Source organism: Granulicella mallensis, from assembly GCF_014203225.1.
Classification (GTDB): Bacteria; Acidobacteriota; Terriglobia; order Terriglobales; family Acidobacteriaceae; genus Granulicella; species Granulicella mallensis_A.
In genome coordinates, this window is record NZ_JACHIO010000014.1 from 89,176 (window position 1) to 108,826 (window position 19,651).

The window sequence follows — 19,651 nt, forward strand, 5'->3', positions numbered from 1 at the left end:
ATTTCATTATCGCGGAGATGAACAACCCCGACACAACCGCGTAGGTCCTTACTTCGCAACCGCAGAGGAGGTAGAGATGCTCCCATTACGTTTTGATGAGATAGGCAGCGAAGACATACTCAAGCTCGTGGCTGCGAAGAATCCCGAGCAGAAAACGCTGGAATACAAGGCCAAGCTGAATATCGACACAGGAGATGAAAAGGCAGAGTTTCTCGCCGACATCTCATCCTTCGCCAACGCATCCGGCGGTGACATCGTCTTCGGCATCTCTGACGAGCGAGATGGCGAAAACAAGGCAACAGGCATACCGGGCGAGATCAGCGGTCTATCAATCGAGAATCCTGAAGCTGAGCTTGGGCGCGTCTCACAGATTATTGAATCAGGGGTTCAGCCCCGATTCGCTTTTCAGGCGAAGGTCATTTCGATTCCCGATAAAGGGTCGGTCATTTTAATTCGAGTGCCGAAGAGCTGGGATTCGCCGCACATGGTCACCTATTCCAACCGCACGCGGTTCTATTCAAGAAACGGCATCGTTGGCAAGGTGCAGCTCGATGTGCGCCAAATCGGAGCGGCTTTCGCAGAGCAGCGCGGCGTCGGAGAGAGATTGCGAGCTTGGAAGGCAGACCGCATCGCAAAAGCCGTGGCAGGTGAAGGCCCGGTTGAGCTAAAGGGCGTATCTGTACTCTGGCACTTCGTATCCGTCCCCACACTGAATGACGATCAAGTGCTACCTCGCGCTTTCAATACGAGCATGCTTCATGGGCAGCCTCTCATGAGCTTGAGCACGGAATTTGTGAGATATAACGCCGACGGATACCTGATGTCCTCTCATAACGTGCACGGCACAGCCCGATCTTATCTGCAGGTTTTCCGAGAGGGGCACCTCGAATACGGGGACTGCTACGCCTTGGATTCAGATCATGACGGTCATATAGCAGGCGGCATTATGGAGGACAAGCTGATAAACACTTTCGGGCGAGCTGCGTTACTGCTGAAGGCACTTGGTACTGCCGATCCGATTTTCGTTTGCTTGACGCTTATTGGAATGAAGGGAATCGACATTTATTTGCCGTCTCATGCTCAAAGTTGGAACGGCGCAACAAGTCTCCCGTTTGATCGCGATATCATCATCTGCCCAGACATTCAGCTGCAAAACCTCGACGAGGGAGAACCCTACCGCTCGACACTTCGGCCAATCGTGGATGCGATATGGCAGGCTGCGGGAAGAGAGACTTCACCATACGCCAAGATGCGATGGGATGCGCAGCAATAGGTAGACTCGCTCATTGCCGACGATCACTCGAATCTGTATCTCTCTTCGAGTCGATCTCTACGATTTCCACCAGCACTCAGAAACCATATATCAAAGTATTTCCCTACAGAAAAGCGGTATCTCTTAGTTGAAACTGCGTCGGAGTGGTGTCATCGGAAAATGAAGAAATCAACAGGACGCGCAAATTGAGTCGCCTTTCGCCGCCGACTCACCTCCAAGGAGGCAATCCCGCCAATAGTGTTCTGGGAGATGCCCAATTCCTAACTCTTGGCCCCTGACTTCATATTCGCAAAATCGATCCCAAGTCGAGTCGTGGGGCATCACGCGGCGATTCTCTATCTCATTCACAGTCTGGCGGCACAGACCTATGAATCTTCCCAAGCAAGATTGTGACATTCCGTCCTCCTCCGCAACGCAATGAAGCGTTCAGCGATTGCAGACCTGTTCTCAGGCTTTTTGGGGTCACCTCGGTTCTAGATTGGTCGTCGAATCGGCCTTCAGATTAATTCTGAAGATCGATTTTTGCTGACGGATCAATCTTATCTATAGCGGAGTTTTTCGTCAGGGAAGACGAATGCTTAGCCCTGAGTTTGGGCCTGGCGGCAGTCCCAGCGCAGTATCTGTACCGATATGTGCTCGCAAGTCTGTGAGCAACTGTTCGACTTCAATATCTGTTCCAATCATGACTTCTGATTCAGGCCGCGGGTTGGATACATGTTTGGCGCGATAAACGACCAATCGATTCGTACCTTCCGCTTTGGCACGAGCACATAGACCCCTCATGTAGAACCTATTGAACTCACCCTCACTAAGAGTTTCAGGCGTTGTAATTGGCACCTTAACCATTGATGTGCCATTTTTGGTTTTTCTGGGCTCATGGCTCTTCAAGCGACCCGTCTTGACCAACTCCGCCGCTAATGTTCCATCATGCCCATCGACTGCGGCGTTCTTCAAGAGCTGTGCATACTCCTTCGCACATTCTTCTGTCAGTCGAGGGCTGATGTACAAGCATCCTTCTTGAACGTCTCTCTCGATCTCCGCAATCATGTGCTGCCGGGTCATTTCGTCGAGATGATGCAGGTTCAGTGCCATATGAATAGCCTCCAGAGCGCTTTAGTCGATGATCCGCTGGCTGACAAGACATAACAATCGATAGTTAAGTTCGGTTGAATGCCGGGAGTTACCAAGTGTTCTGTAGTCATTTTTCTGACCAAATTGCGGCATGGGCTTAACGCTTCTTTCCACCCTTCTTTTTCGCCTGTGCAAGATCTGATGCTGCAACGCTTCTGATAGCCGCGCTCTTGCTTGTACTCAGGAGCTTGCCTGCTTTACTGGCATCCTTCTTCGATGTGGCCATAGTTTCACCTCTGGTTAGTTTTGACTCAGTGGTTGATTGCAGCCTGTTTCTACTTTTTGAAATGCTCGTTGCTGTTTATATGAATAGCTTTACGCTTCAACTTGACCGCATGTAACTGTCACAGCAATTAGAAAGGAAAAAAAATGCTATCGGATATACATTACATCGTGCGTCTCACCGTAACTTAGCATCGCTGATGCCTTTAGGTTGAGAGCCTTGATCCCAATTTGACACAGAGCCGTACCACCTCACTTGTACAGCAGCGATTAGGACCCCAATATGACGCAAGTGTACAGCCATGTAGCAAAGAATCGCGTGAGATTGCAGGAGAGGATCAGATGAAACAAAACACAATGCCCTGATAAATAGAAATATGCCGCAGATCTACGGAGATTCTAGGATGCTAAATTACTTGCCGATACAGAAGGTCGAGAAGATACGTCCCAGAATGTCGTCTGTCGTCGTCGCACCGGTGAGGGAATCGAGAGCGCGCAGGGCTGCGTGCAGGTCAAGCAGTACTAGTTCGTGAGGCAGGCCGTTGGTGTTGGCGGCCTGGGCGGTGGTTAGGGCTTGCAGGGTTGTGGTGACGGCTTCCTGCTGGCGGAGGTTGTTCAGGGCGCCGGAGTCGGCGAGGGCTCCTTCGGCTTGTAGGGCGCGGAGGATGGCTGTGCGCAGTTCTTCCAGTCCTTCGCCGGTGAGGGCGGAGGTGAGGATGGGGGGCGGCTCTTCCTGGGGCTGGGCTGCTCCCTTTGCTGAAGACGAGATTTGGGGGGATGCGGGCGAAATACAGGGGTCTCTCCACTCCGGCCGCAAAAGCGCGGCCTCCGGTCGAGATGACAGCGTTTGGGGTAGGTCCATCATGACGGGACTTAGAGCAGCCCCTGCCGCGCTAGAGTCCGGGCCCTGGAGGTCGATCTTGTTGAGCACCAGCAGATGCGGGCGGGCTTCTAGGGAGGCGGCCAGAGTTCGTTCTTCTGCCGTCATCGTCTGCGTGGCGTCGTGGATGAGCAGCACCAGGTCGGCGTCGGCGAGGGCTTCGTGGGAGCGGGCGATGCCGAGGGCTTCGGCTTCGTCGGCGGGACGGTCGCCCTGCAGGCGCAGGCCAGCGGTGTCGATGAGGCGCAGCGGGATGCCGCCCAGGGCTAGCGATTCCTCCACGGTGTCGCGGGTGGTGCCGGGCAGCGGGGTGACGATGGCGCGGTCGCGCTCCAGCAGGCGGTTGAAGAGTGAGGACTTGCCCGCGTTGGGGCGGCCCACCAGCGCCAGGGAGGCGCCGGAGCGGAGCATCTGTCCGTGACGGAAGCTTGCGGCCAGGGCTTCGAGCGGGGTTTGCACGGAGAGGATCGCCGCTTCGATCTGGGCGGGCGGCACGACGTCGACATCGTCCAACTCTCCCGAGGCGAAGTCCATTCCGGCTTCGAGCAGGGCGATCAGGTGCAGCAGCGACTCCTTTGCGGGAGCCACGCGGCGGCTCATCGCGCCCCCCATCTGCTGCGCGGCGACGCGGGCCTGATCGAGGGTTTGCGCGGCGATCAGGTCGTGTACCGCCTCAGCCTGAGTGAGGTCCAGGCGGCCGGAGAGGAAGGCGCGCTGCGTGAACTCTCCTGCGGTCGCCAGGCGTGCGCCATGCGACAGCGCTGCGTGCACGATCGCCTCCAGCACTACCGGCGAGCCGTGCGCGGCGATCTCGATGAGGTCGTCGCCGGTGTAGGAGTGCGGGGCGAGGAAGGCGGTGACGATGGCGTCGTCGAGGGTTCTGGCGTTGGGGTCCGCGGGATCGAGCACGCGGGTGAAGCGGGCGCGGGCGTGCTCCAGGGGGTGGGTCAGTTGGAGGAGTTGGGCGGCGACGGGGAGCGATTGCGGACCCGCAAGCCGCACAATGCCGATGCCGCCACGGCCCGGCGGTGTCGAGATGGCGACGATGGTGTCGACGTCGGGCGAGGCGGGGTGCGTGAGCATAGTTAAGGATGACACGATAGGTTCCAGCGGAGTGGGTTTCTCTGTGGGCTGTCGCCACGGCTGAATGTGGGGTTGGCGACGAGCTGTGGCGGTCGTACGGTCTTTTGCATTTTGAGCAGCGGCGAGCGGTCGAGGTGGTGCCCAATGCGGGGGTCCTTCGCGTACCGCTCAGGATGACGACGAAAAACAAGCAACAGCTAAAAACAGGCAACGGCGCACATCTACCCCTCTACAACCCCAGCCCCTGTAATACCCCAGCAATCATCCCACCGCGCCATGCCCGCCACCATTTATCATAGGAGTTGCGGATTTTGCGCCTTTCTCGCAACCGCCAAGAATAGGAAATCCCTTTGCCAGAGATTCGTAATCCCAATCAGGGCGGTGGCGGAAGCCAGGACAACCGCTCGTTCATGGTTATGCTGATTGTCATGTTTGGCGTAATCTTCGGCCTGCAGTATTGGCGCAAACAGCACACCCCGCTGCCGCCGGAGAAGTCTCCGGCCATCACCCAAAGCGCCACCCCGCAGTCTTCCGCGCCCGCAGCGGGCACCTCCAACACAGCATCCAGCGCCTCTTCGGTCGCCACCGTGCAGGGCGCAGCCGAGAGCACGACCGTTGTAGAAAATAAGCTTTATCGCATCACGTTCTCCAATCGCGGCGCACAGGTTACTTCGTGGGTGTTGAAGGGTTTCAACGACACTACCGGCCACCCGCTCAACCTCGTGCTGGACGATGCCGCAAAACAGTTTGGCTATCCGCTCTCTCTCTACACCTATGACGCCGGCCTGACGCAGCAGCTCAAGCAGGCGCTCTACGTGCCCTCCGCAACCGGAGCGCTGCAGGCTCCCGCAAGCCTCAGCTTCGACTACGCAGCCGGCAACATCACTGTGCGCAAGACCTTCAGCTTCGGCGCCGATTACGTCGTCCACGCCGACACGGTTGTTCTGCGCGACGGCGCGCCGATCAGCGCTCTGCTCGCCTGGCCTGCTGCACTGGGTGACATGGAAAATCAGCTGGCCTACGGCTATGGCCAGATCGATACCAGCACCAACGGCAAGGATGAGCACCTCGATATCAAACACACCTCCGGTGGAGCAACGCTCAAGCAGCCGTTCGACTTTGCCGGTGTCAGCGATCAGTACTTCGCCGCGGTCTTTATGCCCGACCAGCCGCAGGACGCGATGCTGGTCACCCTGCACAATCAGATCGACGTGAACAAGATGTCACGCATGCCGGGCTTCTCCAAGGGCACGGCGCAGGTGCCTGTTCTCGGTACGGCTGTCGGCAATGTGTCAGGCCATAACCAGACGCGTCTCTTCGTTGGTCCCAAGTCCATCAAGGTGCTCAAGAGCGTGCGCACCGCGAACAACAATACGCTGGAGACGCTGCTGGACTTCGGCTTCTGGGGTCCGGTCGGCAAGGTGCTCTTCCTCGGCCTGCAGGCTGTCCACTCCGCGCTGCCTCATGCGCTGGACGCGGTCCACGACTACTCGTGGGGTTGGGCGATCATCTTCTTTACGATCCTCATCAACCTGATCCTGCTGCCGCTGCGTGTGCAGGGTATGCGGTCGATGCTGAAGATGCAGCGCATTCAGCCGCAGATCGACGCGATCAAGGCGAAGTACAAGAACCCCAAGGCCACCGACCCGAAGATGGCCGAGATGAACGCCGAAATCATGAAGACGCAGAAGGATAACGGCGTCAGCATGTTCGGCGGCTGTGTGCCCTCGCTGATTCAGTTGCCGCTGCTCTTCGCCTTCTTCACCATGATGACGCGCGTGGTCGAGCTGCGGCAGTCGCACTGGTACTGGCTGCACGATCTCTCGCTGGCTGATCCGCATCACATTCTGCCCATCCTGATGGTCATCACCTCGTTCCTGGCGCAGTACTACACGCCATCGCCGGGTGTAGACCCGCAGCAGCAGAAGATGATGGCGTTCATGATGCCGTTGTTCTCCGGCTACATGACGTGGCAATATGCCTCGGGCCTGGCGCTGTACTGGAACATCAGCAACATCGTCATGATCATTCAGCAGCAGGTGATGAACCGTACGTCACTGGGCCGGGAGATGCGTGAGATCGCCGCGAAACGAGCCGCCCGCAAGACCGGGGCAGCGAAGGTTGGCGGTGCAAGGACCATCCAGGGCCGCCGCTAGCCTCTCGAAAACCACGAACAGATAAAGGCCTCATCCTGGCGATAATTCATCGTCGTCAGGGTGGGGCCTTTTTGGTTTCTTTCGGTTTGTTTGGTAATGAAGGAAGGGAAAGAAAGTTTTGAGATGCCAAGATGCAATCTTTGGGACAGCATGAGTGCTGAACAAGCCCTGTTTCGTTAAGGGCACGGGTTTACCCCTGCCGTATTGCGTTAAAGCAAATCTCCTGTAGGTGTATAGCAAAACCACGACACTTATGCTTCCCTCAGGTAGAAGGTTTGTCTCGCAGTTCATAACGGCTGCTGCAATTTGTGGTGCGATGCGCAATACGATATCGTGAGCAAGATGTAGGCCTTGCTATCGTGTTGTTCGGTGAGGCATCCTTTTCAAGTTCAAGGATTGAAGGACGAAGAATCAGATGGAAGATTTGCAGCAGGCAGCCGAGAAAGTCGCCTCTCTTATGCGGTTACTAACCACCACCGGCGGTCTTCGCCTGAAGTTTCGCATCACCGCAGGTGCGGGCGCAGCAGACCCTGATGGACTCGAACGTCGCGATATTTACGTCGAGTGCAAAGGTCCCGACTCCGATCTGCTCACCGAACGCGATGGAGAACTCCTGCGCTCGCTGGAGCACATCGCCGCGAAGATTCTGCAGCTCGAACCGGAAGACCATGACCGCATCTCGTTCGACACCGACGGCTTCAAGGCGGAGCGTGCGCAAAATCTGCGCGAGATTGCCGAGCGTGCGATCGACCAGGTGGAAGATACAGACGAGCCGTACAAGTTCGGCCCGATGAGCTCGCGCGAACGCCGCATGCTGCATCTGTTCCTGCGCGACTCCGGTCTGCAGACGGCCAGCAGCGGTGAGGGGCCACGGCGCTTCGTAGTGCTCTATCCCGAAGGCTACCGCATCCCGCAGGAGCGTCCCAGCCCGGGCCATGATCGCGGCAGAGGACCATCTCGCGGTCCCCGGCGCGACAGTGGCCGCAGCCGATATTAATCGATTGGCAGATTGCGCATTGAAGCGGGTGCTAATAAAAGCCCACACCGGCACGCGGCTTTAGCCGCCGAGGTCAGGCGCGCAGCGCCACGCTTTCCAGTAATCACAAAAGGCCCGAACTATCGTGATATCGATAGCTCGGGCCTTTTGTTTGGCACTCGATCCTGAGAGGGCCAGCTACGCCAGCAGCACAATCTTCCCTACGCCGCCCTTTTCCGCCGCCGCATGAGCCTCGGACGCATCGGACAACGGAAGCATGCGGTCGATGGGCAGGGCCAGCTTGCCATCGCGAATCGCCTCTGCATAGTGCACGATCACCTTTGCATCCGCATGCGATCCAAAGGCATTGACCTCAACCGTCGGGTGTAGCGCGGCGTTGCCGACTGGCCCAACGGTGCTGCCAAACGCACCACCCGGCTTGACCTTGGCAATCAGCTTCTCTGCCAGGGCACCGCCGATGGTGTCGGCCACAGCGTCCACCATGCCGAGCCTGGCCAGCTCGTCTTTATCGCTAACGTCGATGGCTGCCGTCGCGCCCAGCGCAAGCGCTTCTTCGATCTGCTTTTTGCGCACACCCGCGATGACCTTCGCCCCCAGCTCCAACGCGCAGAACAGGGCCATGCGGCCTACGCTGCCCAGGGCTCCGGTTAGCAGCACGGTCTGTCCTGCCTGCAGCTTCGCCGCAGTACGGATCAACTGATCGGCGGTGGTTGCAACCACCGAGAGCGCTCCTGCGGTCGTTGTCTCGACACCCTCGGGAACCTTCGCCAGCTCTTCAGCCTTTACGACACAGAGCTCGGCATAGCACGCACCGGTGCGCCCAAAGACGCGATCTCCCACGGCGAAGCCCGTAACGCCCTCACCGAGTTCGCGCACGACTCCTGCAAAGTCATAGCCGAGCACGGTGGGGAACTGCACCGGCATAAACTCTTTCATCGCGCCGGAGCGTATCTTCCAGTCGATCGGGTTGAGCCCCGCCGCCGCAACACGAACCAGCACCTCACCCTTCCCGGCCTGCGGATCGGGAAAGTCCTCATACTTCAGCTTGGATGGTCCACCATACTCGTGCAGTACAACTGCCTTCATCGCAGCACCTCTGCGGAATGAGATGCAGATGGCTGGGATTGCGTCTCATCTGCCTCGCGAACCGTTGTCTTCAGTGAAATGCAAACGATCATGTTTTCGCGCATGGTCCAAAGCGGGCTCATAGCTTGTATGCGTTTAGATGTCCTTGCTCGGCATACTTATTCAGGGCTTTGTCCCGTGTGACAAGCGTCAGCCCGTGTTCACGCGTTGTGGCTACGAGAAGCCTGTCTGCTGGGTCACAATGGATTGTTCCCGGCAGACGCGTAGATTCGATCAAGATTCTTGTAGTGAGTGGAAGGAGCTGTAGACCGCCACTCCGGATAGCTACTTCAACAAACTGGTCAACCGACATGCTCAAGTCCAAAAGACCATCGGAAGAAAGTCGCGCGATCTCCAGAATGGAGATTGCAGAAAGAAAAAGTGTCCGTTTGCGCTGTATTGCGAGTAGCTCGTCCCGCGCATCGGATTTGAGCTGACTCGCATCTCCAAGCTGAAGCCAGATCCAATAGTGAGTATCGAGGAGATAAGCGGTCACTTCGCCTTCTTTCGCTTATTCGCCTTCTCCCATTTGGCCCCGGGATCGCCCCAGTCCATGGGCGACATGATATCGCCAAGGATCTTTGCATTGGGCGTTCTGCCCCATAAGGGTACGAATGTGTCCACCTCTTCGGTGGGAGGCTTCAGCTCTGCCACAGGCTTGCCCCGCTTCGTAATGATCAGCGTCAGCTTCTTTTCGTTGACGTCGTCCATCAGTTGCAGGCACTTCGCCTTGAACTCCCCAGCGGCAATGGTAAGGACCTTCGGATTGGCAGCGGTCGCTTTCATGACCATAGTCTATGACCATAGTCATGAATTCAGCAAATAGGCGTGATCTGTTTCGTCTCTGCCTCCGCACGCATGCGCCACTCAAGGCCGTCGGCAAGATCTCCAACGGCATAGTCGAAATGAAGCACTCTGCGGTGTCCCGGATGTTCGGCAGCGGAGGAAGCGTGTAGCAGGAGTGGACGCATGACCAGGGCTTCGCCAGAGGCCGCGGCGCAGCAGATCGAGCGCTCTTCCTCGACATAGGGGCTGACCTCATTCTGATTGAGCTTTCCGAGCCTGTGTGTTCCAGGCATCACCCGCAAGGCCCCATTGCTTGCCGGACAATCATCAAGGTGCACACGCACAGTAACCATGCGTTCCAGTACTTCGGAAGGTGGCTGTACATGCATCACGCCAGCCTTATTGGACCAAGGCCCATATCCAGGAACCTCGCGGCGTTCAGTCACAGCAATCGTTACATCCTGATGCCACGGCACCTTCCAGTTCGAAGCCGCGGTCTTGTCGAAGAGGGTGGCTCGCACGACGAAGGCGTCTTTGCCGAGCACCTGATTCATAACAGCACGGATTGCAGCATGATCGGCCATACTGCGCAGAGCAGGTAGATTGTCGAGCACATCACGAAGGCCGCCGCGCCGCGGACCTTCGTCCTGCAGCTTCTGCTGTTCGAGTAGGGTGATGAGTTGCTGCACTTCTTCCAAAGAAAAAAGAGGGGCCGTTATGGCGAACCCCTCTTTCTCAAATTGAGCGATATCGATCATCGACTACAACTCCATCGCGTGACTGCTTTGTTCAACAAAGGATCCAGCTACCAGTTTCACGAATTGCGACATACATCGCATCAGGGGCAAGGTCGAGACCGTTTGACCATGTCACTGCCCCGAGTTCGACCCCGACCTCTGCAAAGCGATCTTGATCGCGCAATTCAGCAAAAACCCCGGCATTGGCTGAGGTTATAAGTGCGGATAGATCAACAACACCGGATGTGCCATCGAAAAAACGCACTGACAGTCGATAGCCCGGTTCTGAACGGACCTCTGCAACATCATCGCCGTGGGTACAGACGATCGCTGGCGTTATGGAAGCGGTGCTATTTTCGCTGGCTGTGCTCTCAGTTCGCATAGTTTCCAGTTCTCCATCAACTCTTCTTGGTGCTCTGTTGCCCATTCCAATACAAGACGTTCGGCTGTTCGCGGCAAGCTTCCCGTAAGGATCTTAAGGGTCTGGATGCCGACCGTCGCCTTGGAATCAGCGTACCGCACATGGAAGTGTGGCGGGGCATGGTCGTTCCAGAACATCTGGATATACATACCGTAAAACTGGCTAATGGTTGGCATCGATTACAACTCCATCGCGTGTCCATCGACCAGCTTCTTCGCCCGCGCGATGAACTCATCGACCGTCACGCTGCCCTCATCTCCCTTAGCGCGTACACGCACGCTAACGGAATCCGAAGCCGCTTCCTTGTCGCCGAGCACCAGGATGAACGGAAACTTCTGTAGACCGAAGTCGCGAATCTTCGCGTTCATCTTGCCGTTGCCGCCGTCGAGCTCCACGCGCAGTCCTGCTGCTTCGAGGCGTGCTTTCACACTCTCGGCATAGGCAAGGTGCTTCTCGTTCGAGATCGGCACCAGCCCTACCTGCACCGGTGCGAGCCACATCGGGAACGCGCCGGCATAGTGCTCGATGAGCACGCCGAAGAAACGCTCCACCGAGCCAAACAGCGCGCGATGCACCATCACCGGCCGATGCCGCTCGCCGTCTTCGCCGATGTACTCCAGCTCGAACCGCGCAGGGAGATTGAAGTCGAACTGGACCGTCGATAGCTGCCACAGCCGTCCCAGCACGTCGATGAGCTTGACGTCGATCTTCGGGCCGTAGAACGCGGCCTCACCGGCGATCTCGACGAACGGAATGTTCTTGCGTTGCAGCGCGGTCTTCAGCGAGTTGATCGCCGTCGCCCAGTGGTCGGCGGAGCCCGTATAGTCCTGCGGCTTCTTCGGGTCCCAGGTGGAGAGCTCGACCTTGAAGTCTGCAAAGCCAAAGGTGGTCAGCACGCTCTGCGCGAACTCGATGCAGGCGACGACCTCGTCTTCGATCTGATCGGGCGTGCAAAAGATGTGCGCGTCGTCCTGCGTAAAGCCGCGCACGCGCAGCAGGCCGTGCATGGTGCCGCTGCGCTCGTAGCGATACACGTTGCCCAGCTCGGCGTAACGCACCGGCAGGTCGCGATAGCTCTTCGGTGAGTTCTTGTAGATCAGGATGTGGCCGGGACAGTTCATCGGCTTCAGCCGGTACTCGGCGTCGTCCAACTCCATCGGCGGATACATGTTGTCCGAATAGTAGCCCTCATGCCCGCTGATCTTCCAGAGCTCGCGGCGCATGATGTGCGGCGTGACCACAAGGTCATACCCACGGCGCACGCACTCCGCACGCATCCAGTCTTCCATCGTCTTGCGGATCAGGCCGCCCTTCGGATGCCAGAAGATCAGGCCCGCGCCCGCGACCTCTTGAATGGAGAACAGGTCGAGCTGCTTGCCCAGCACGCGATGGTCGCGCGCCTTGATCTCTTCAAGATGCTTGAAGTGCGCATCGAGATCCTTCTGGTTGAAGAACGCTGTGCCGTAGATGCGCTGCAACTGCTGGTTCTTCTCATCGCCCAGCCAGTATGCGCCCGCAATCGACATCACCTTGAATGCCTTGACGCGGCCGGTTGAAGGCACATGTGGCCCGCGGCAGAAGTCGGTGAAGTTGCCGTTCTTGTAGAGCGAGATCTCGTCGCCGGATTTGGTGAAGCGCTCGATGAAGTGGACCTTCATGAACTCGCCCTGAGCAGCATAGTCGGTCAGGCCTTTTTCGCGCGTCTCTTCGACGCGCACAAACTTCTCGTCGCGCGCGACAACCTCCGCCATCTTCTGCTCGATGCTGGCGAGATCGGCTTCGGTGAACGCCACGTCGCGATAGACGTCGTAGAAGAAGCCGTTGTCGGTGGCAGGTCCGTGGCCGAGCTTGGTCTCGGGAAACAGCTCGAGGATGGCGGTCGCCATCACGTGCGCCGCCGAGTGCCGTACCACGCGCAAAGTGGCGGGATCTGTCTCTTTCAGCAGTTCCAGTGCAACGTCTTCGGTCAGGGGCGTAGTCAGGTCGACGAGCCGCTCAGCCTGCGCTGCGCCGCCATACATGGCCTCTTCGCTTTGAGTCTCTGCAGCCTCAGGCGTCTCCGTAGTCGTACCGTCGGAGGTGGGTTGGAGAGAACGCACGCGCGCCACAACGACGGCCGCAGCCAGTCGAGGAGAGATGCTATTGGCGATGTCGAGCGGCGAAGTGCCTTTTGCTACTTCGCGTACAGAGCCGTCAGGAAGCTGGATTTTGATCATGTCACTCACAATGATTCAAGGATAGAGCAACATGTGGTCGCAATGTTGAGAGAACTCAACCTGCAGTTCTTTGGTGTCGGTACAAAAGGCGATGCCCCATCCCGCCGCGCCAGGAGCGCGTATAAGGATGGGGCATCGCCTTTGCTGCGAGTCGGTCTGGCTAGTAGAGAATCTTCACGCCGAACTGAATGACGCGAGGCTCAAAGGTGCTGTTGATCTGGCCGGTGTTGGCGTTGGGAGCGCCACCAGCGATGTTGGCCAGCGGTACGGTTCCGCCGACGCCATAGACACCAGTCGTGGTTCCCTGCGTGCCGCTGATTCCGCCGGGGAGGTAGGGGTTGGTGTGGTTAAGGATGTTATAGAACTCGGTACGGAACTCTACCTTCAGGCTCTCGACAGGTGTGTTGAACTTCTTGTTCAGTGCGAGATCGGTCTGGTAGAAGGCCGGCGTGCGTCCGGGATTGCGGCCCAGATTGCCGAAGGGGCTCAGCAGGTTTCCTGCGCCATCCTTGATTGGGGGCAGGACGAAGGCTTTCAGGTTGATGTAGTTGATATAACCCGTGCCGGAGGCCCTGTTTCCGGTACCCAGGGTAATCGGCTGGCCGGGAACGCGGTCCGGGCGATACTCATTGGCTCCACGGTAGGTTGCCGAGATCTGAGGCGAGACCGCCTGAGCGCCATTGGGAGAGTACGTGATGTTGAACGGCGTACCCGCCTGCATGGTATTGATCCCGCTGATCTCCCATCCGCCCAGTACCGTATCGGTGATGGCATTGCTATTGCCCAGGAACCGGTGGCCGTGACCGACGGGGAGTTCGTACACCAGGCTGGTGACGTTGGCGACCGGCAGGTTGTAGTCCGACTGCGAGTAGTCAGCACCGATGTTGTTGCCGTCCTGCGGGGAAGGCGTGTTGGCTTCGAGCGAGGCGCTGGCGTTGTCCAGAGAATGCGACCAGGTAAAGGAGTTCAATAGCGTGAGCCCCGCCACGAAGCGCTGCTCATACTTCACCTGCAGCGAATCATAGTGCGAGATGAACTCGTTCAGGGCCTCGGTGATATCGCTCGGCCAGTTGGCGAAGGGACGCTTGAAGCCCTGCGACGGGTTCTCCTGGTTTCCATTGAGGAAGCCCTGAAGGCGCAGTCCGTGGTTGCCGACATAGGCGACGTCCAGCAGCGTGTTCTTGCCCAGCGTGCGCTGCACGCTCAGGAAGTAGCTCTCGACATAGCTGTCTTTGGTGTTCTTCGGAACCCAGGTGATGTTATCGGTGGCCGGATTGAAGGTGCTGACGAGCTGTGAGGGGAAACCCTGATCGATCGTCGCATAGCAGCTTGGAGTTGTAGCGCCAACAGCGATGATCTGCGATGGCAGCGGATTGCAATGGTTCTTGGCCGTGGGGGCAACCTGCGTTACGGACGCGAACTGCGCCTGTGGTGCATTGATCCCCAGGATGTCGCCCGAACCAGCGCGCGTGTAGTGGACATAGCTCATGCCGAATCCACCACGGATCGCCGTCTTCGGATCGATCGCGTAGGCAAAGCCCACGCGCGGCGCGAAGTCGGTCAGGTCAGGATTGATGAGGGTCTTGCCGTAGACTCCGCTACCGGAGTAGGGCGTGATGCCATTGCCCGCGACAGCGCCGGGCGTGATCGTCAAGACGGTCTGCGAGACGGGATCGAAGTTGGAGATATTGTTGTGCTGCTCCGAGTAGGGCGAGCCGTACTCCCAGCGCAGGCCGAGGTTCAACGTCAACTGAGGGGTGGCTTTCCAGTCATCCTGAACATAGGCGCTGTCCATGGTCTGCCGCAGATGGGTCACGTAGTAGTTAGCCAGCGAGTAGTTATTGCTGTTGCCGAACAGGAAGTCAGCCCAGTAGTTGTCCGCGACGACAGAGCCGATGCTCTGGCAGTTCGCTGAGGCTGCAACCTTGGTCCCGCCCTGGGTCACGGTCGGGCAGGCGCTATAGCCGGTGGCAAAGCTGAACGAGCCGTAGAGCGGGTTGTTGTCGTTGACCGCCATCCAGATGTGCTCGTACTCGAAGCCGAACTTCAGCGAGTGCTGACCCTTCACCCAGGTGTAGTTCACCTTGGGGTCGAGCAGTGAGGGGTTCTGCCACTGGGGATTCGTGCTCTGGCGGCCGAAGGACGTAAAGCCGCCGCCGATGCCGATGGAGGGCAGACCGCCGGCTACGATCGGGTTCGAGGGCAGACCGGGAATGGTGATGGCGTCGTCGCCGATCGAAAGCGTGAACTTACCGGCCTTGGTGCGGGAGAGACCGATACGCGCATCGAGGAACTTGTTCGATCCGAACGAATGCGTATAGCCCAGGGCTACCTGCTGATCCAGAACCCGGATGGTGCCGTTGCTCTGACCATCCAGGGGCAGCGGAATCGGCGGGTAGTTGACGCCTGTCTCCTTGCGATCGCTCACACGCAGGAACCACGAGCTGGCCGGGCTCTGCTGATAATCCAACCGCAGGTCGCCCTTGTCCGAGTTGTCGGTAAAGGGCACCTGGACGGCATAATCGTTGGTCGCAACGCCGGTTCCGGCAGCACCTACAACCGGCAGAGCCGAGTTGAGCTCCTTGAAGAATCCGAGCACCTGTTGCGAGATGGGGTTGATCGCCGAGGTCGGGATGGCCGTGCCTTTGGCATAGCTCTGCCCGGTGATGGGATTCTGCACGTCGACCGAAAGCACGCCGTTCAACTCATTCTGCGTCGGCAGCGTAAGCACGCTGAGAGGCTTGAGGACCTGGCGGAAACCTTCGTAGTCGAGGAAGAAAAAGAGGTGGTCCTTAAGGATCGGACCACCAAAATTCATGCCGAACTGATTGCGATTGAAGGTCGGCTTCTGGAAGGGGACGATGTTGCCGGTTCCGCCAACGACCGTCGGCTTGAAGAAGCCGGCTGCATTCAGGTCGGTGTTGCGGAGAAACTCATAGACCGTCGCGTGGTATTTGTTGGTTCCGCTCTGCGACGCCACGTTGATGGTCGCACCCGAGGAGCGGCCAAACTCGGCGCTCTCGTTATTGGTCACCACCTGGAACTGGGAGACGGAGTCAGGCGGGATCGCGATGATCTGGTTGTCGAAGCCCTGGTTGCTCTCGCCGTAGGCGTTGTTATCCATGCCGTCCAGCAGGAAGTTGTTGAACATGCTGCGCTGGCCGTTGATGTTGTAGGCGCCCGCGCGCACCAGGCTGTTGATGGAGCTGGTCGTCGCGGCGGTCGGAGCCTGACGTGAACCGGCTACCAGGCCCAGCAGGTCGGAGTAGTTTCTGCTCACCAGAGGAAAGGCCTCACTCTGGTAGTTGGTGATCGTCTGTCCGCGTTCGCTGGTCTCGGTCTCAATCTGCAGCGTTACATCGCTGACTTCGATGGAGGTCTGTGCCGAGCCTACCTTCAATGCCAGGTCGATACGCTGACGGCCGCCGACCGACACCGTAACATTCTGTGCCACGGCATCGGAGAACCCAGGAGCCGTTGCTGTCACCGTGTAAACGCCTACACGCAGCGATGGGGCCTCATAGTCGCCCTCGCCATTGGTCCTGGTCTGTGTGGCGATGGCCGTAGCCGTATTCGTAATGGTGATGGCAGCGCCGGGAATGGGCGCGCCGGTAGCGTCGCGAATCGTTCCGACGAGGCTGCCGTTTTCATATTGAGCGTGGCCCGAAGCGCAGATAAAGGCAAACAGAAAAGCCAATGCTATCCGGCAAGCTGAAGACAGAATTTTCTTGGACATATAGAGGGACGATACCGGCGCCTCTATTACAGAACGCTTAAGACAATGTGAATGCTGTGTAGAAATCGTTTATCTTCAGGCTGTTGCTGCGTCTTTGCTGTTGTCTTTATCGTCGTTGCGGAGTCATTGCCGCAGGGACTCTGCTTCCCGCCCGCTGCGCGAAGCGCCAACCGAGACGCTTTAGCGTCGCGGGACGGACGGAGGGAGCCGTAGCCTTTAGGCTACGGAATCAGGGGCTAAGCGAGAATCGGGCTTTAGCCCCGGGCCTTTTGTTCGCAGCCGAAAGAAAGCCCGGGCCTAAAGGCCACATCTTTGCTAAGCCTGAATTCCGTAGCCTAAAGGCTACGGCTCCCTCCGTCTCCCTGATGCTGAAGCATCAGGGAACGCGCTTCGCGTTGTGCGGAACAGACCATCATTCTTTAACGAATGAACGACTCACCACACTAGAGCAAATCTCCTGTTGCTGGGAAGTTGAATCGGGCGTGCAGTACCGTTTTTCTAAGGAAAACGTCCATAACTGTCACGGTTCCGCGATACACCTACAGGAGATTTGCTTTACCGCCGATCGCCCAGCGCTGTCAGGATCGCGTCGAAATCTTCCACGCCACTGTATTCAATGATGACCCGGCCACGGCCCTTCTTATCTTCAATGCTGACCTTCAACCCCAACGACCGGCGCAGTTGGTCCTGGGCCTCCTTCACATTGGGGTCGACGGCCACTACCGGCTTATCAGCCTTCACCTTCGACTCGGGATTCATCAACCCCTGCACGTAGTTCTCGGTCATGCGTACCGAGAGATGCAGCGCCAGGACCTTCTGGGCTGCTGCGGCAATGGCTTCGGGCGAATCCAGCGCCAGCAGCACGCGGGCATGCCCGAAACTAAGCTCGCCAGCCTCCACACTTTTCTGGACAGCTTCCGGTAACCTCAACAAACGAAGGAAGTTAGAGATTGATGTGCGATCTTTGCCGGTGCGCGTCGCCATCTGTTCCTGGGTCATCTGGAAGTCGCGGCTCAGACGCTCGTAGGCGCGAGCCTGTTCCATCGGGTTCAGGTCGGCGCGCTGCAAGTTCTCGACGATGGTCATCTCCATCGCCTGAACATTTGAGACCTCACGCACGATCGCCGGAATCGTCGCCTTGCCCGCCTTCTTGCTGGCCAGCAGACGGCGCTCGCCCATGATGAGGGTGTAGCGGCCATCCTTACCCTGCCGCACAACGATCGGCTGCACCACGCCCGAGGAGGCGATGGAGCCTGCCAGCTCGACGAGCTTGGCTTCGTCGAAGTGGGTGCGGGTCTGGAAGGGGTTGCGATCGATCAGCTCGACGGGGATCTCCAGCGGTGTGCCGCTCGGAGTCGCAGGGCTGGCCTCTACCTTGGCCGGTGGAGGGGTAGCTGCGGGCCGTGAGGGGAGGAGAGATTCAAGGCCTTTGCCGAGAGCACGTCGCTTGGGGTCGTGGGTTGTTGACATTCTTGATTCCTATTTTCTAAACGGCCAATAGCCTTTGGATTCGCCGATGCTTTCGAGCGTGCTGAAGTTGTGAGCTGGGCGCGGCTTCTTGGAGAGCTTGATGTTGTTCCGCTTGAGCACTTCGAGAGCGAGTTCCCGATAGGCCTCCGCCCCACGCGAACGCGGATCGTAGGTCACTGCCGGCTTGCCATGGCTGGGCGCCTCGGCCAGGCGGATGTTGCGCGGGATGAACGTGGTGTAGAGCTTATCGGTGAAGAACTCTTTGAGATTGTTGTGCACCTGCTGGGAGAGGTTGGTGCGGTCGTCGAACATGGTCAGCAGGACGCCTTCGAGCGCCAGCCCGGAGTTGAAGGCATCGGCGACCCGGTCGAGCGTGGACATCAGCTCCGAGATGCCCTCAAGCGCAAAGTACTCCGCCTGCATGGGGACGAGCAGTCCGTCAGAGGCGACCAGGGCATTCAAGGTAAGAAGATCGAGGGCCGGAGGGCAGTCCAGCAGGATAAAGGTATAGTCGCTGCGAATCGGCTCCAGGGCATCGCGCAGCCGGAACTCCCGGCGTTCCGCGGCTACGAGCTCCAGGTTGGCCCCAATCATGTTCTTGGTGCCCGGAATGAGGCTCAGGTTCTCGAGTTCGGTGGGAAGAATCGCCTCTTTGGCTTCGGTCTCCCCGACGAGAACGTCGTAGATGGAGGCTCGCTCGTCATCGCGCGGGAGTCCGAGACCGCCGGTGGTGTTGGCCTGGGGGTCGCAATCGATCAGCAGGGTACGAACGCCTTCGAGAGCGAACGAGGCAGCCAGGTTAATAGCGGTGGTCGTCTTGCCGACTCCGCCCTTCTGATTGACGATGGCGATGACCTTGGTGAGCTTCTTCTCGGTCGCTTCTTTCGGGTTTTCGGTTTCTGTCGGCATGATGGGACGAGTTTCAGCGTAGCAGATGAAGGGGGTGAATGTTCCACGTGGAACATATGAAGTAGACAGATTGTTCCACGTGGAACAATTGCTTAGCCCCATCGCAGCCGTCGCCCGCCGTCCCAGCTACAGCCATTGCCGCAGTCAGCGCTTTTGCCTTTCTTGTTTGTCATTCCCGCGGGGAATCTGCTTTTCTGCCCGATGGGCAAACCTTTCCTGTAGAGTTCCCTATCTTGTCATCTCGACCGGAAAATGACGGCTTTATGTCATGCGTAGTGGAGAGACGGTGGATTCAAGGTTGAAGTGCAACAAACTACACCAAAAGCAGCAACGACTTACGTAGAAGGAGCCATGGAAAAGCTGGAAAACAAGGAGCGTTTCCCACTTTCCCACGGCACGGCTGCGACGATGTCTATGAATCAATTCGACATATTTGTTGCACTTCAACCTTGAACCCACCGACCCCCGTATTTTGCTCGAAGCCGCCTTACTCTTGAGGGGCAAGTGCT

At 58.1% G+C, this 19,651-nt stretch carries 15 protein-coding genes; 3 read left to right on the top strand and 12 right to left on the bottom strand.

Annotation, left to right across the window (positions count from 1 at the left end; translation table 11 throughout):
- Positions 1-76: 76 nt before the first annotated feature.
- A complete protein-coding gene (locus HDF15_RS16500; protein ID WP_184257472.1) occupies positions 77-1,273 on the top strand; it encodes a helix-turn-helix domain-containing protein in 1,197 nt (398 codons plus the stop codon).
- A gap of 561 nt (positions 1,274-1,834) precedes the next feature.
- Here HDF15_RS16500 and HDF15_RS16505 read toward each other — a convergent pair.
- Together HDF15_RS16505 and mnmE are read right to left on the bottom strand one after the other, a co-directional pair.
- The gene (locus tag HDF15_RS16505; protein ID WP_184257474.1) at positions 1,835-2,365 is read right to left on the bottom strand and encodes a hypothetical protein; all 531 of its coding nucleotides are present in this window, start codon (positions 2,363-2,365) and stop codon (positions 1,835-1,837) included.
- 673 nt (positions 2,366-3,038) lie between these two features.
- Positions 3,039-4,604 (bottom strand): tRNA uridine-5-carboxymethylaminomethyl(34) synthesis GTPase MnmE, encoded by a 1,566-nt coding sequence (gene mnmE / locus HDF15_RS16510; protein ID WP_311733128.1) that lies wholly within the window; start codon positions 4,602-4,604, stop codon positions 3,039-3,041.
- Between the two features lie 335 nt (positions 4,605-4,939).
- Here mnmE and yidC point away from each other — a divergent pair, with 335 nt between their 5' ends.
- The gene (gene yidC / locus HDF15_RS16515; protein WP_184257476.1) at positions 4,940-6,745 is read left to right on the top strand and encodes a membrane protein insertase YidC; all 1,806 of its coding nucleotides are present in this window, start codon (positions 4,940-4,942) and stop codon (positions 6,743-6,745) included.
- 415 nt (positions 6,746-7,160) lie between these two features.
- Positions 7,161-7,742 (top strand): R3H domain-containing nucleic acid-binding protein, encoded by a 582-nt coding sequence (locus tag HDF15_RS16520; protein ID WP_184257478.1) that lies wholly within the window; start codon positions 7,161-7,163, stop codon positions 7,740-7,742.
- Between the two features lie 177 nt (positions 7,743-7,919).
- On the opposite strand, the gene HDF15_RS16525 is transcribed toward HDF15_RS16520, so the two are convergent.
- The 10 genes from HDF15_RS16525 to HDF15_RS16570 all read right to left on the bottom strand — a co-directional run bounded on the left by HDF15_RS16525 (position 7,920) and on the right by HDF15_RS16570 (position 19,142).
- Complete coding sequence (locus HDF15_RS16525) at positions 7,920-8,828, bottom strand: NADP-dependent oxidoreductase (protein WP_184257480.1); 909 nt, start codon at positions 8,826-8,828, stop codon at positions 7,920-7,922.
- A gap of 118 nt (positions 8,829-8,946) precedes the next feature.
- On the bottom strand, positions 8,947-9,363 hold the full coding sequence (locus tag HDF15_RS16530) for a type II toxin-antitoxin system VapC family toxin (protein WP_184257482.1): 417 nt from the start codon (positions 9,361-9,363) through the stop codon (positions 8,947-8,949).
- The gene (locus HDF15_RS16535) at positions 9,360-9,653 is read right to left on the bottom strand and encodes a type II toxin-antitoxin system Phd/YefM family antitoxin (protein WP_221314469.1); all 294 of its coding nucleotides are present in this window, start codon (positions 9,651-9,653) and stop codon (positions 9,360-9,362) included. The genes HDF15_RS16530 and HDF15_RS16535 overlap by 4 nt, the downstream gene beginning before the upstream one ends.
- Positions 9,654-9,682: 29 nt before the next feature.
- Positions 9,683-10,411, bottom strand: a complete 729-nt coding sequence (locus HDF15_RS16540) for a phytanoyl-CoA dioxygenase family protein (RefSeq protein ID WP_184257486.1) — start codon at positions 10,409-10,411, stop codon at positions 9,683-9,685.
- A gap of 31 nt (positions 10,412-10,442) precedes the next feature.
- The gene (locus tag HDF15_RS16545; protein WP_184257488.1) at positions 10,443-10,772 is read right to left on the bottom strand and encodes a DUF2442 domain-containing protein; all 330 of its coding nucleotides are present in this window, start codon (positions 10,770-10,772) and stop codon (positions 10,443-10,445) included.
- Positions 10,727-10,987, bottom strand: a complete 261-nt coding sequence (locus tag HDF15_RS26270) for a DUF4160 domain-containing protein (protein WP_184257490.1) — start codon at positions 10,985-10,987, stop codon at positions 10,727-10,729. Before HDF15_RS26270 ends, HDF15_RS16545 begins: the two co-directional genes overlap by 46 nt.
- Before the next feature lie 3 nt (positions 10,988-10,990).
- Positions 10,991-13,027, bottom strand: a complete 2,037-nt coding sequence (thrS, locus tag HDF15_RS16555) for a threonine--tRNA ligase (protein ID WP_221314470.1) — start codon at positions 13,025-13,027, stop codon at positions 10,991-10,993.
- A 160-nt stretch (positions 13,028-13,187) separates the two neighbouring features.
- Positions 13,188-16,724: a TonB-dependent receptor gene (locus HDF15_RS16560; RefSeq protein ID WP_184257495.1), complete on the bottom strand. Its 3,537-nt coding sequence runs from the start codon at positions 16,722-16,724 to the stop codon at positions 13,188-13,190.
- A 594-nt stretch (positions 16,725-17,318) separates the two neighbouring features.
- Positions 17,319-18,233 (bottom strand): ParB/RepB/Spo0J family partition protein, encoded by a 915-nt coding sequence (locus HDF15_RS16565; RefSeq protein WP_184257497.1) that lies wholly within the window; start codon positions 18,231-18,233, stop codon positions 17,319-17,321.
- Positions 18,234-18,242: 9 nt separating this feature from the next.
- Positions 18,243-19,142 (bottom strand): ParA family protein, encoded by a 900-nt coding sequence (locus HDF15_RS16570; protein ID WP_184257499.1) that lies wholly within the window; start codon positions 19,140-19,142, stop codon positions 18,243-18,245.
- Between the last annotated feature and the right edge of the window lie 509 nt (positions 19,143-19,651).